General features: G+C 64.1%; 7 protein-coding genes and 1 tRNA gene. 4 read left to right on the plus strand and 4 right to left on the minus strand.

Annotated features, from left to right (window positions below; translation table 11 throughout):
• The first annotated feature begins 3 nt into the window (after positions 1-3).
• Positions 4-561 carry an HNH endonuclease gene (locus tag RKE40_RS11275; protein WP_291641352.1) on the plus strand — a complete coding sequence of 186 codons (558 nt, stop codon included), beginning with the start codon at positions 4-6 and terminating at the stop codon, positions 559-561.
• 111 nt (positions 562-672) lie between these two features.
• Here RKE40_RS11275 and RKE40_RS11280 read toward each other — a convergent pair whose 3' ends face one another.
• The gene (locus RKE40_RS11280) at positions 673-1206 is read right to left on the minus strand and encodes a disulfide bond formation protein B (protein WP_316018337.1); all 534 of its coding nucleotides are present in this window, start codon (positions 1204-1206) and stop codon (positions 673-675) included.
• 7 nt (positions 1207-1213) lie between these two features.
• Positions 1214-1879, minus strand: a complete 666-nt coding sequence (locus tag RKE40_RS11285) for a YqaA family protein (RefSeq protein WP_316018338.1) — start codon at positions 1877-1879, stop codon at positions 1214-1216.
• A gap of 179 nt (positions 1880-2058) precedes the next feature.
• Between RKE40_RS11285 and RKE40_RS11290 the strand changes: the two genes are divergently transcribed.
• A tRNA-Leu gene (locus RKE40_RS11290) sits at positions 2059-2143 on the plus strand.
• A 251-nt stretch (positions 2144-2394) separates the two neighbouring features.
• Entirely contained in the window at positions 2395-2640 is a 246-nt protein-coding gene (locus RKE40_RS29755) for an Arm DNA-binding domain-containing protein (RefSeq protein WP_390893331.1), read from the plus strand.
• 798 nt (positions 2641-3438) lie between these two features.
• On the opposite strand, the gene RKE40_RS11295 is transcribed toward RKE40_RS29755, so the two are convergent.
• Positions 3439-4107: a response regulator gene (locus RKE40_RS11295; RefSeq protein WP_316018339.1), complete on the minus strand. Its 669-nt coding sequence runs from the start codon at positions 4105-4107 to the stop codon at positions 3439-3441.
• Between the two features lie 277 nt (positions 4108-4384).
• Complete coding sequence (locus RKE40_RS11300; RefSeq protein WP_316018340.1) at positions 4385-5641, minus strand: sensor histidine kinase; 1257 nt, start codon at positions 5639-5641, stop codon at positions 4385-4387.
• Positions 5642-5935: 294 nt separating this feature from the next.
• Here RKE40_RS11300 and RKE40_RS11305 point away from each other — a divergent pair, with 294 nt between their 5' ends.
• A complete protein-coding gene (locus tag RKE40_RS11305; RefSeq protein ID WP_316018341.1) occupies positions 5936-14815 on the plus strand; it encodes a peroxidase family protein in 8880 nt (2959 codons plus the stop codon).
• Positions 14816-14851 lie beyond the last annotated feature (36 nt).

Consider the following 14851-nt stretch of genomic DNA (forward strand, 5'->3'; position numbering starts at 1 on the left):
GTAATGCATCCGATGGCTTCGCCGGATGGCTGTCCGGCTTTGGTGCTCAACGCGGATTTCAGGCCGCTGAGCTACTACCCCCTGTCGTTGTGGAGCTGGCAGGACGCGATCAAGGCGGTCTTCATGGACCGGGTCAACATCGTCTCCGAATACGATACCGTGGTGCGCAGTCCGAGCTTCAACATGAAGCTGCCCTCGGTGGTCTCGCTCAAGACCTATATCAAGCCTTCCCGCACGCCCGCCTTCACCCGCTTCAACGTCTTCCTGCGCGACCGTTTCGCCTGCCAGTACTGCCTGGGGCGCGAGGAGCTGACCTTCGACCACGTCATTCCGCGCTCGAAGGGCGGGCTGACGACCTGGGAGAATGTCGTCGCCGCCTGCTCGCCCTGCAATCTGCGCAAGGGCGACAAGATGCCGACCGCCGTCGGCATGATCCCGATGCAGAAGCCCTTCGCGCCGTCGATCAACGACCTGCACCGCAACGGCAAGCTTTTCCCGCCGAACTATCTGCACGAGAGCTGGCTCGACTATCTCTACTGGGATTCCGAGCTCGAACCCTGAGCCAGACCGCAAATCCTACTGGCGCGGCCGCCTGACGCGACTTTCTGCGCTTCCGGTGCTCACGGACATCTGTCCGCTGCGCTCGGGTTCTCGAAAGTCACGCCAGCCGACTCACGCCAGCGAATTTTCGGACCGCCTCACGCCGCTTCTGAGCCCGAGCAGCGCTGCGATCAGCAGCCCTGCCGACGCAAGCGCGTTCCAGCCGGCGAGCGAGAGGCCGAGGAAGCGCCAAGCGGCTTCGGTGCAGGAGACGACGCGGGTCGTCTGCAGCTGCTTCATGAAATCCTGCATGCCGGCAGCAAGCGGGGCGGGGGCGCCGCCGCAATCGTTCGGGCCGGCGAACCAGCCCCATTCGACGCCGGAATGGTAGATGCCGAGCCCGGTGCTCCAGGCCATCAGCAGGGCGAGGGCGGCGAGGGCGACCAACTGGGCCCCGCGCGAGTGGGCAAGCAGCAGCGCGACGGCCGCAAGCCCGATCGCGGCGTAGTGCGGAACCCGCTGCTCGAGGCAGAGCTTGCAGGGCCGCAGCAGCACGACGAGTTCGAAAAACCAGGCGCCGGCGATCAGCGCGAGGCTGGCGAGGCCGATCAGGGCGAGGACACGGCGCGGATTTGCGAAGGCGTCTGCGAGAGGGGTGGGGGTCATGGGTCGCTCAGCAGGAAAGGAGTTGGCCGGAGCCTGTCAGGAGCTTGAGGCCGAAATAGAGCAGGATCACCAGCGAGGCGCCGCCGAAGGCGATCAACTTGAGGCGCCGCTCGATGAAATGGCGGATCGCCGGGCCGTAGCTGCGCAGCAGGAAGGCGAGGGCGAAGAAGCGGGCGCCGCGGGCGAGAATGCAGGAGATGACGAAGAAACCGAGGCCGACATGGACGGCGCCGGCGAGTATGGTCACCACCTTGATCGGCGGCAGATGGGCGAGGCCGGAGGTGGTCAGCAGCAGCAGGGTGGTATCGGGGCCGGCGCAGGCGCGCAGCGCCTCGAAGGCGGCAAGTTTGCCATAGAAGGCGAGGACGGGGCGGGCCAGCGCATCGAAGGCGAAATAGCCCAGCGCATAGCCGGCGATGCCGCCGAACGTCGAGAAGGCTGTGGCGATGAGAGCGTAACGATAGGCCCTCCGCGGATTGGCCAGCGCCATCGGCACGAACAGCACATCCGCCGGGATCAGGAAGAAGGAGCTCTCGACGAAGGCGACGACCGCAAGCCAGAGCTGGGCGGCGGGTCGCGCGGCGAGCGACAGGGTCCAGAGATAGAGGCGCTTGAAGGTTCCCGGCCTTTCCAGCGGGCTGGCGGGAGCGGGAGGCGTATTCGCGGTAGCCATGCTCCAGCCTTTTCGTCGATAGCGGGGGTTCTGCGCGGCGGGAAATCCATCGGAATGGACGCGCTCCTAGCTATCCGCCCCGGCGCGCCGCGTCCATGCCGGATGCCTGTGCGAAAAAGCCGCTCACGCGAGATTGACCGGACGGGATCGACAGCTATAGTCCGCGCCGCCCGCAAGGGGCCCCTGTGGCGGAATTGGTAGACGCGCTCGACTCAAAATCGAGTTCCGCAAGGAGTGCTGGTTCGATCCCGGCCAGGGGCACCATAACATCGTTCGTCGGCCTTCGGCGCCTTCAGATGCTTGTGAAGCCGCCTGAAAATCAGCGACATAGCGTTCACCGGTATTCGCCCGCATTCATTGACTGCCGGAGAAACGGATGGCCTCATGAGGCCGTAAGGCCATCACCTTGAGAAGCTAGGGCCATCATGCCATTGACCGACGTCGCAATAAGGGGAGCCCGGCCCGCAGAAGGGTAAGTGCTCCTGCTCCTCGATGGCGGAGGCCTCCAACTCTGAATCAAGCCGGCCGGGGCAAAACTATGGTGTCTCCCTTATCGCTTTGACGGGAAGCAGAAGAAACTTTCGATCGGTGCCTACCCTGCAATTGATCTTCGCGTAGCGCGAGCCCGGCGAGAGGAAGCGAAAGGGCTGCTGCGCGACGGCAAGGATCCTGCGGCTGAAAAGCGTCGGGAAAAGCTTACGGGCAAGGCCAACCGGCAGCCAGGTACCCACCGGGTACCCAGGTGCCAAAAGAGTCAGTGAGGTAGCCGAAGTCCCGAAAGCTGATGCCGTCCGCGAAGAGAGGCGTAGTCTTTCTCCACTCGATCAGGACATCGCTAGCAAGAACTAGGAACGCGAGCAGAATGACCCAGTCAGCCAGTTTGAGGTGATTCGGGTTAGGGCGCATGGCGGGCTCAGCGTGAACGGCGCCGCGAGACTCCAACGCGCCCGCACCCCGTAAACGTAGCCAGCGTCGGCGGTGCCAAGCACAGCCGCGCCGCGCCTGGCGAGCATAAGGGCGATCGTCACACCGTCCCCCTTTGAGAACAGATGCACAATGGCAAGAGGGGCGAGCAGCGCCCCGCTTGCATCAAGCATGTGGCAATCAAGCCATCATGACGCAAACCTCCCCTAAGCCGGCAAGAGACGGCTTCTCAACTCGGTTATGTCCGCACCTGGCCCCTAGCCGACGTCTGGAACGTCTGCTTCCGGGCAGTCCAAAGGTCACGAGCCGTGGTGATCCTTCGAGGTTGTGGAGTATGCGACGCTGGCCTGGTGGTCCTAACTTTGGAAAGCGGCACAGTTGTCGTGCCGCTTTTCGGAAATCCCGTGTCGTATTGCACGAGTGAGCTGATCGCCTTTGCCTTGCGTCAGGCGGAGAACGCCACGCCAAAATTCGATAGGCGCAGAAGAGACGCAGCTTCTAGCGAAGAATCAAATGTCGCCGAAGCTTTGACATATTGTCGACTGCGGCGATGGCAGCGAGGAGACGTCGGCCGAAGCCAGCTGAGTTGATCAGCCCCATCGCCGCGCTGGCCGCAACACCAGTTGGAAGGCGCCTCAGTTCAGAAGGCCGATCCGGTCGACATCGCGTCCCCTGGCGTCGGCGAGTGGCAAGCTTCTTGCCGCCACTACCAAACCGACGCGGTTGCGGACCCGCAATTTCTGCATTAGCAGGGTCATGTAGTTCTTGATCGTCTTCTCGCTGAGATTCATATGTTTTGCGATCTCGCGATTGGTTCGGCTCTCTAGCAATAATGAAACGATCTGCTCTTCGCGGACGCTTAGTTTTATCCCTGATGCCTTAGGGTTAGCGAGTGCTGTGATGACTTTCGTAGAAAAACCTTTTGATATGTAAGTATCTCCTGCCATGACGGCATCAATTGCTTCCGTCAAACTTCCGAGCGGGCTACCCTTCAGCACGTAACCACTAGCTCCGGCCTGCAGCGCATCGATGGCATGGTTAATGCCGGACGAGGCTGTAAAGGCAATGACCTTCGTTTCCGGAGAAGCTATCCGGATTTGCGCTATGCAATCAAAGGCGTTACCGGGCATATTCAGGTCGATCATCAGTACATTCGGCTTGTGCTCGAGCGCAATCCCGAGCGCCTCGGCACAACAACTACCAGTGGCAATGACTTTGTACCCGGGACGGCGCGAAAATATCGCCCGAATCCCTTCCAGCAAGGTCGGGTGATCGTCGACAAAGGCGACCGAAACGCTGAGCATCACGCAACCCCCAGCCTAGAGCGTGAGCTTAACCTATTTGCCGGCGAATACAAACAGCATCGTAAATGCTTGGTTAATCAGGGGATTGCGCCTGCAATCTTAACGATCTCGCCCTAGAGCAGCCAAAGACGAACGATGTCTTCAACCGCTCCTGTCTGCTTCTCGATATGCTAAACGAGACATAGCGCCACCTTTCCCTGCCTCCGCGAGATGACGAAATGCTAATTGCGCGGCCGAACATCAGCGTGGTCACGGATCTCGAGTGGCCGCATCAGGCTCACGCCCCGCCTTGGTCGAGCGGGAGGAGCACGCACACCTCGGTCCCCTTCTCCGTCCTGACGATGCGCAGTGTTCCTCCGAAGGCCTGAACACGGTTGCGAATGCCGCGATGGCCGAGCTTGGTATGGGACGTCAGCCCTCCCGGCTGCACGGTCGCTTGTGCGCCCTGATCGCTGATCCGCAGATCGAGGGCGTTGTCCCGCACGGTCGCTGATACCTGTTGGCCGACGCCGCCGGCATGCCGAAACGCGTTCGTCAGCGATTCCTGGATGATCCGATAGACGCAGATCTTCATGGCTGACGGCAAGGTCTGGGGAAGTTCTCCGAAATCGAGCTCGACCCGAGTCGCCGTCGCGCCCTCGTGCCTATCGCGCGCCAGTTCGACCAGTTCACGCGGCGACAACTCGTCGAGCTCCGGCAAGACGAGGCCGGTCGAGAGATGCCGCAACTCGTCGATGGAATCGCCCAGCGCAGATCTGGCCTCATCGAGATATAGCGAGACCGAGCCCATGCTCCCCCGCTTGTCGCTCCAGATCTCCGCGATTTCGTCGATCCGGAGACGCGTCAACGTCAGGGCCTGGATCGGCCCGTCATGGATGTCGGAGCCGATGCGCCCGAGCAGTTCCTCGTTGGCCTCGTTCGCTTCGAGCCGGAGCCGCTCGTTCTGGGAGGCCATATGCTGCGCATCGGCGATGCGCTCTCTCAACTCGGCGCGCTGCACCGCGATCGTGAAGCTGCCGCGTCGAACGATCAGATAGAGGAATGCGAGCATCAGCAAGGTCGTCAAGCAAACGACGATCCAGGTCTCTCTCCGGCTGGATCGCAGCTGAGCATCGAGGTCGCTCGCATCTTCATAGATCTCGCCGACCGCGATGACAGATTTTGTCCCTGTCTTGTAGAGCGGCGAGTATATTTCGATCAGAGCCTTGCCGAGACTCTGCTCGTATGCGCTTTCTGCGCTGATCATGTCCTTGAACTCGGCGACGATCTGGCCGCTCGCCGCCTTGGCGACGTCCGTCGAGACGAAGTGCTGCCCGATGATATTCTTCGCCATGTTTGTGTAGATCACGGTGGCGTCCGGTCGCCATATCTTCACCGAGACGATCCGCTTCGCGACGGTTTCGCCCCCAAACAGGCGGTCCAGACGCTGCTGCGTTTCGATGGGCATGGTGCCGTCGGGCAGAAGGTTCTGCACTTCCGCCTCGAGAAAGCTGACCATCAAGTCGGATCCGCCCTGGCCGGACGTCGCCAGCACGCTGCGGGTGATCCTATGGGTGACCCATGTCCCCAGCACAGCCATCGAAACGCAAAGAACAACGGCCGCAGCGGCAAGAAACTGCGTCGATAGGCTATACCGATCTCGCCAGCTCATAAGACATTAGGTCCGCTATCGAGGGTGCCGAAAGTCCCGAAATCGAATTCGACCAACGTCACGAAGATTGCCTGACTTCCTCACACTGACAACGCCCCAACGCGGTCGGCACAATACGTCGATCTGAAACGGTGCCGAGCGACGCCCTGGTCGCTCAGGAGTCTTGGGGAGAGGAAAATGGCTGTCAAACTCAATCAGCATGACCTGGAATTCATCCTCAAGCAGATCAAGATCGCTGAGGCCCATGTTGCGGGGACGCCGTTGACGCAACTGATCGACCAGCCGCACCTGCCCTATGGACTGCGGACGGTCGATGGCACCTACAACAACCTGATACCGGGCCGCGAGACCTGGGGCGCCTCAGATCAACCCATGCCGAGGATGTTCGACCCGCGCTGGTCGAACGAGAACGACGAGACCGGCATCGACATCAACGGGCCCGCTCCGGGTGGTAGCGTTACGAACACCGACTACGAGGCGCCCGGCCATGTGGTCGACAGCGATCCCCGCACCATCAGCAATCTCGTCGTCAACCAGACCCTGAACAACCCCGCAGCGATCGTGGCGGCGCTTCGCTTCGCCGAATATGACGGGGCGCTGCTCGACACGCCAACGGTGCCGGGCGCCCTAACCGTGATTAAGGCCCTCTACCAGACCTATCTGACCGACGCCGCAACTGCCACCGCAACCGCGCTCGGAGGGCTTCCCGCGAATGCGACGGCTGCGGAAAAGAAGGCGGCGGTGGCCGGCGCCATCGAGCCGCTCAAGACCACGCTGCACAACACGCTGCTCGCCGACTACGGCATCGAGATGGACGGCGACAACCTGGTCGTACCAAACGTCGCGCCCGATGAAGGCTTGTCGGCGCCGTTCAACGGTTGGATGACCTTCTTCGGCCAGTTCTTCGACCACGGGCTCGACCTCATCCACAAGGGCGACAACGGCACCGTCTGGGTGCCGCTCGCCGCTGACGACCCGCTCAGGACCCATGGGCCCGATGGGATCGCGGGCAGCGGCGACGAGGTGCCGGCGAGCCGCGCCTTCATGGCGATCACGCGCCTCACCCCGGTGAAGGAGCCGGGCGCCGACGGCATTCTCGGCACGCCCGACGACGTCATCACCCAGGAGGCGCGGAACAAGACCACGCCCTTCGTCGACCAGAACCAGACCTACACCTCGCATCCCTCGCACCAGGTGTTCCTGCGCGAGTATCAAATGGTCGACGGCAAGCCCGTGGCGACAGGCCATCTGCTCGACGGCGCCAATGGCGGCCTTGCCACCTGGGGGGACGTCAAAACGCAGGCGCTGGAGAAGCTCGGCATCGTGCTGAGCGACATCGACGTCCTCGGCGTGCCGCTGCTGCGCACCGACCCCTATGGCGAGTTCATCCGCGGGCCGGACGGGTTCCCGCAGGTCGTCTACAATATCGGTCCGGATCTGATCCCGAACACGGCCGACGACCTGACCGTCAGCGCCTCGCCGGGCAACCCGGTCGTGCTCGCCAGCATCAATGGCGGTCTCGGCCCTGTCCGCACCTCGCACCAGTTCCTCGACGACATCGCCCACAACGCCAATCCGGTCGGCACGGTCAACGGCCAGCCGGCGATCCTGCAGCCCGACATCAACACCGAGACCGATCCGCTCGGCAATCCGATCCCGAACAATCCTGACCTGAACCCTGCCTATGACAACGAGTTGCTCGACCGGCACTTCATCACCGGCGACGGGCGCGGCAACGAGAATATCGGCCTGACCGCCGTCCACCACGTCTTCCATTCCGAGCACAACCGGCAGGTCGAGGACGTCAAGAAGCAAGTGCTTGAGATCGCAGCGAGCGGCCGGGCGGAAGACATCGCCTTCCTGAACGAATGGCTGCTGGTGGACGTCGCAGCGCTTCCTGCCGACCTCAGCACCCTGTCCTGGGACGGCGAGCGCCTGTTTCAGACGGCGCGCTTCGCGACCGAGATGCAGTATCAGCACCTCGTCTTCGAAGAGTTCGGCCGCAAGGTCCAGCCGAACATCGACGTTTTCGTCTTCAACACGACCACCGACGTGAACCCGGCCATCTTCGCCGAATTCGCCCATACGGTGTACCGCTTCGGCCACTCGATGCTGACCGAGCACCTAAAGCTGCTCCCGCTGAATGCGAGCGGGCAGCCGGTCGATGCCAACGGCAACCCCCTCGCCAATGCCAATGGCTGGGCGGGCGTCGATGTCGGGCTGATTGATGCGTTCCTCAATCCGATCATGTACGATCAGAACGGTGCGATCTCGGCCGAGCAGGCGGCGGGCGCGATCGTGCGCGGCATGACCTATGTCCGCGGCAGCGCCATCGACGAGTTCGTGGTCGAGTCGCTGCGCAACAACCTGCTCGGCCTGCCGCTGGACCTTCCGGCCATCAACATCGCCCGCGGACGCGATGCGGGTGTGCCTTCACTGAACGAGGCGCGGGCGCAGCTTTACGCCGCGAGCAATTCGACCTGGCTCAAGCCCTATGACAGCTGGGCCGATTTCGGCGCCAACCTGAAGACGCCGGCCTCGATCATCAATTTCATCGCGGCCTATGGCCGGCATGAGACGATCCTCAACGCAGACACGCTGGCCGAGAAGCGTGACGCGGCCATGGCGATCGTCTTCGGCGTCGCTACGGGCACCGCCACCACGGTTCCGGCCGACCGGCTCGATTTCCTCAACGGGGTCGGCGCCTGGAGCGCGGCGTCCAGCGGCCTCAACGACGTCGATCTCTGGATCGGCGGTCTCGCCGAGAAGCTCATGCCGTTCGGCGGCATGCTCGGCTCGACTTTCAACGCCGTGTTCGAACTGCAGATGGAGAACCTGCAGGAAGGAGACCGGTTCTACTACCTGTCCCGTACCCAGGGGCTCAACCTGCTCAACGAGCTCGAGAACAATGCGTTCTCGAAGCTCATCATGGCCAACACCGATCTCACCCAGCCCGGCGCGGACGGCATCCGCGGAACCGCGGACGACATCATCACCCATCACATCGGCGTCGACTCCTTCGCGCGCTATGACGGCGTGCTCGAAGTCGACATCGCCAAGCAGATCGCGCTCGACCCTGAGGGCGACGACCCCTTCATGAACGCGATCCGCGCCAAAGTGCAGCGCGACGATCCCAGCACAGCGGGAGCGGATTCGAATTATCTGCGCTTTACCGGCGGCGAGCACATGGTCCTGGGCGGCACGTCCGGGGCCGATACGATCATCGGCGGCGACGGCGACGACGGCATCTGGGGTGGCGCGGGCGACGACCGCATCGAGGCCGGTCACGGCGTCGATCTCGTCGTGGCCGGAGCCGGCGACGACATCATCACCGATACCGGCGACACCGGCGACTTCCTCAAGGGCGAGGATGGCGATGATATCATCGCCAATTCCAACGGCCTCGACGTGCTGATGGGCGGCGACGGCAAGGACGTCTTCCTGGTCGGCGTCGATGCCACGGAGGTTTTTGGCGGCGAGGGCGACGACTTCATGCTCGGCGGCCTCGACCACGACTTCCTGCTCGGCAACGAGGGCGATGACTGGATGGAGGGCGGCGACGGCTTCGACGTCCTCAACGGCGACAATTCCGAGTTGTTCTTCAACTCGACCATTCTCGGCCACGACGTGCTGATCGCCGGCGAGAACGAGAACGATTTCGACGCCGAATCCGGCGACGACATCATGGTCCAGGGCGAAAGCGTCATGCGCAACGAGGGCATGTTCGGCTTCGACTGGGCGATCTACAAGGGCAGCCGTATCGCCGCGGATGCCGATATGCGCATCCCGTTCTTCACCACGGTCGCCGCGGACATCCTGCGTGACCGCTTCGACCAGACCGAAGCGATTTCGGGCTGGGACCATAACGACATCATCCGCGGCGACGATCGCGGCAGTGACGAGGAGATCGAACTCGAACTCAGCATGGTCAACCATGAGCTGAGCCAGGCGGGCGTCAACCGCATCGACGGTCTGCGCGAAATGCTGGATCTGGCCGAGTACACGCCGGCGAGTCCCGACGAGGATCTCGAGAAGGTGACCGCCTGGACCGGCGGGAACGTGCTGATCGGCGGCGATGGCGGCGACCTTCTGGAAGGCCGCGGCGGCAACGACTTCATCCATGGCGACGCCTGGCTCAATGTCCGCATCCGCATCACCGGGAACGGCCAGGAGAACACGGCCGCCAACGAAATCGCGACCGTCGACACGCTCAAGCACGTGTTCACCGCCGGCGAGGTCGACAGCGCCGGCGAGCCGATCCCCGCCGCATGGCACGACAAGTCGCTGAGCGAACTGCTGCTATCACGGGTGATCAGGCCCAATCAGCTGCATATCGTCCGCGAGATCAAATACGACGAGAACCCGAGCAACGATACCGATACCGCAATCTTCGCGGGCAACCGGGACTGGTACGAAATCACCCATGTCGGCGACAAGACGCTCGTCGCCCGGCGTGAGATGGAAGAGGTCGATCCGCAGATCGACGAAGGCGTCGATACGCTTGTCGGCATCGAGCGCATCCTCTTCGCCGACGGAATCTACACGATCCGCCAGACCGGCAACCACGATCCGACGGGGCGCCTGACCATCTCCGGCCTCCCGGCGACGGAAGGCGAGCCGCTGACGGTCGATGCCTCCGCGATTCGCGACGCCAACAATCCCGACGGCACCGTGCCGAGCGGCGCGATCATCTATCGCTGGCAGATCGAGCGGAACGACGGCACCGGCGACTACATCAACATTCCCAACGCGTCCGGCAACAGCTTCACGCCGAGCGAAGAGCATGTCGGCCTACGAATCCGCGTGCTGGGCACCTACACCGATGGCGGCGGCGTGCTGGAGGTCGTGACCTCCCAGCCGACCGATCCGGTCGGCAATGTCGACGGCGACCCGACCGGCGCAGTCCTGATCAGCGACATGACGCCGACCGAAGGCCAGCCGCTCACGGCAACCGCCGCCTTCAGCGACCCGGACGGCATCACCGATGCCTTCGAGGAGAACCTGCTGGTCTATCAGTGGGAGTATTCCGCCGACGGCATCACCTGGACCAGCGTGCCGGCCGCGGATGGTGGCGATGCGCGGACCTTCGTGCCTGGTCCCGAACTGGTCGGCATGCGTCTGCGCATGCGCATCGACTACACCGATGATGGCGGCAATGCCGAGCAGGTCATCTCGGCGGTGACCGAAATCGTCGGCAACCACATCGTCTCCAACGCCGCGGTGATCAATGCGGCCGGCGGCGGCGATGCCCAGGGCGGCACCAATGCCGGCGACGACATCGTCCTCGGCGGTACCGGCGCCAACCAGATCAGTGGCGGGGCAGGCAACGACATCCTGCTCGGGGGCGCTGGAGCGGACACCCTTTCCGGCGATGCGGGCAACGATACCCTCAATGGCGGCGCCGGCGGTGACACGGTCAATGGCGGCATCGGCAACGACACCATCATCCATGGCAATGGCGAAGGCGCCGACACCATCGATGGCGGGGACGGTTCCGACACGCTGAGGATCGTCGAGGGCGTGTTTGGCGCCGACGACACGGTGACGGTCGCCCTCGCAGCCGGGATCATCAGCTCGGTCAATGGCAGCACCACCGTCGCCAATGTCGAAGCGGCCGAGCTCCATCTCGATGGCGGCAACGACACGCTCACTTACCAGACCAGCCAGAATGTGTCGGTCAATCTGCTCTCCGGCGCGGCGACGGGCTTCTCCTTTCTGCGCGGCGTCGAGAACGTGACGACGGGCAGCGGCAACGACACCCTGCTCGGCAACGGCATCGCCAACCGGCTGGACGGCGGCGACGGCAATGACGAACTGCGCGGCGGCTTCGGCAACGACGTGCTGCTCGGCGGCGGCGGAAACGACAACCTTTATGGCGAGGATGGTGACGACCTTCTCGAAGGCGGCGCCGGCAACGATCGTATCGATGGCGGCGCCGGCAATGACACCGCCTCCTACGCGTCCGCCGCCGCGGCCGTGACCGTCTCGCTATCGGGGACGCCGACGCGGGCGAGTTTCGAGGAGCAGGACACCGTCGGCGCCGGTCGCGACCGGTTGATCGGCATCGAGAACCTGATCGGCAGTGCCCACAACGACACCCTTACCGGCGACGGCAATGCCAACCTCATCGATGGCGGCGCCGGTACGGACACGATGGACGGCGGTGCGGGCGACGACACATTCGTCGTCGACAATGCCGGAGACGTCATCAACGACGCCAGCGGCATCGATACGGTCCGCACCGCCCTTGCCGGCTATGCGCTCGATGGCGATGTCGAGCACCTCGTCCTGACCGGCAATGCCGCGATCGGCGGCATCGGCAACGCCCTCGACAACGAGATCACCGGAAACTCCGCCAACAACACGCTGAACGGCGCCGGCGGCACGGACACGGTCGTCTTGCAGGGAACGGTCGCCGATCACAGCTTCGCCCTGGCGGGCGGCGGCGTCACCGTGACGAGCGCTGCTGGCGGCACCGATACGCTCGTCAGCATCGAGCGCGCCAAGATCGGTGGCGCGAGCTATCTCATCGTGCCCGGCACCAACGCCGCCAATAGCGGCGCCGGGGCGGTGATCGGCGGCAGCGAGGCCGAGTTGCTGCTCGGCTTCAACGGGGCTGACGAACTCCGCGGCAATGGCGGCAACGACATCCTTGTCGGCGGCGCAGGCGCGGACCAGATGTTCGGCGGCGCCGGCAACGACATCTACTGGGTGCACCAGGGTAACGATCTGGTGACGGAACTCACCGGCGAGGGCATCGACACGATCTACACGAATGTCAGCCGCAACCTGACCGTCGTGGCCCAGGTCGTTGGCGAGGTCGAGAATGTGGTTCTCGTCGGCACGACCGGAACCGAAGCGCTGAACGCCGTCGGCAATGCGCTGAACAACGAGCTGACCGGCAATGCCGGCAACAACACTCTCACCGGCAACGCCGGCAACGACACGCTGATCGGCAATGCGGGCAACGACACGCTCAATGGCGGCGCCGATGACGACATCCTGAATGGCGGAGCCGGCAATGATACGCTGAACGGCGGCACCGGAACCGACAGGGCGGTGTTCGCCGGGCGGGTCGGCGACTACGCTTTCGGCCTGAATGCGGCGGGTCTGGCGACCGTGACGCATCTCGCCAGCGGCGATGTCGACACGCTCTCGAGTATCGAGAGGATCCAGTTCGGCGACGGGCCTGTCCTCGACATCGTGACCGCCGCGGCCGGCATCCCGACCGGTCCGGCGATCCTGTTCGGCACCAGCGGCGCCGATACAATCGTGGGTGGCCCGGGCGCGGATGTGATCATCGGCGGCGCCGGCGACGACATCCTCAACGGCAGCGATGTCGGAGACGGCGACAATAATGCGCAGCCCGGCAGTCCCGATGACGACACCTTCATCTGGTATGTCGGGGACGGCTCCGACACGATCAATGGCGGCCTCGAGGGCGCGAATGGCGACCTGTTCCAGATCATCGGCAATGCCCAGGCCGAAACCTACCGCATCTACACCTATGACGAGGCGGTAGCCCGCATCGGCTTCGCCGGCAGCGACGAGGCGGAAATCGTCGTCACCCGGCAGGCGGCTGGTGGCGCCGAGACGATCATCGCCGAGCTCACCGAGATCGAGGAGATCATCGTCAACGGTGCCGGCGTCAGCGGCAACGGCGCGGCCGGCGGCGATTCCTTCGAGATGTATGGCGACTTCTCGGTCACGACCAGCCTGCGGCCGAACACGATCACGCTGCTCGGCACGGGGGGAGACGACACGATCGACATCACGTCGCTGCGCTCGGCCCACCGCATCGTGTTCAAGACCGGCGGCGGCAACGACACGATTATCGGCACCTTGCGGCCGCAGGATGTGATCGAGCTGCCGGACGGCACGACGATCGCCGACTACGCGGTCACGATCGACGATGAGACCGGACTGACCAGGCTGACTGGCGATGGCCATTCCCTCACCTTCGTCGCGCCTCACGGCATGCCCGATTTCGGCGTGAACTACCCTGGAGATGACCAGGATGACGACGATGATGATCCGCCAGGGCCGAACCCCGGCGGCGATGATGACGACGATCACGGCTGCGGCTGTGACGGCGGGGATGATGACGGGGACGATGATGGTCCGGGCACACCGGCGCCGAATCCCGCGACCGGCAGCGGATTGCGCACCGGCACCGCGGCCGCCGATGTCCTGACCGGGACGGCCGCTGCCGACAATCTCGTCGGCCTCGGCGGCGACGACACCCTGACCGGCCTTGGTGGCGCCGATGCGTTCTCGGCCGGCGACGGTGCCGATTTCATCGATGCGGGCGAGGGCCGCGACATGGTCTTCGCCGGATCGGGTGACGATCAGCTCTTCGGCGGCGGCGGCGCTGACATGCTCTATGGCGAGGCCGGCAACGACCGGATCTTCGGCGGCGCCGACAACGACCTGATCGACGCCGGAACCGGCAACGACACCGTCGTGGCCGGTGCCGGGGCCGACCTCATCATCGGCGCGGCCGGGGATGGCGACGACACCTATTTCGGTGACGAGATCGATGGCGGCGCCGGCTCGGACACGCTCGACTTCTCCGCCATAACGGCCAATCTCGCCGTCGATCTCGGCAATGGCCTGCTCGGGCGCGGCAGCGCGGCGAGCAGCCAGAGCGGCAGCGACACGCTGTGGAGCATCGAGAATGTCAGCACCGGCTCGGGCAACGACACGATCACGGCCAGCAACGCAGTGAACGTGATCGAGGGTGGCTCCGGCAACGACACCTTCCGCTTCCTCAGCACGGCGGGCGCGGATGGCGACACCATCCTCGACTTCCAGCCCGGCGACCGGCTCGATCTCAGCGCGATCGATGCCAATGCCGGTCAGGCCGGCAACCAGAGCTTCACCCTGGTGAATGGCGGAGGCTTCACCGCCTCGGCCCAGCTCTCGGTCACCTACGAGACGAGGGCAGACGGCGAGTACACGATCGTCAAGGGCAGCGTCGATGCGGCGACGGACGCTGAGTTCCAGATCAACCTGAAGGGCAGTCACAACCTGACCGCCAACAGCTTCATCGTCTGATCGAACCGGCGGCGGGCGGGCCGGTGGCCCGCCCGA

This window comes from Allobosea rubneri, assembly GCF_032464875.1.
GTDB lineage: Bacteria > Pseudomonadota > Alphaproteobacteria > Rhizobiales > Beijerinckiaceae > Allobosea > Allobosea rubneri.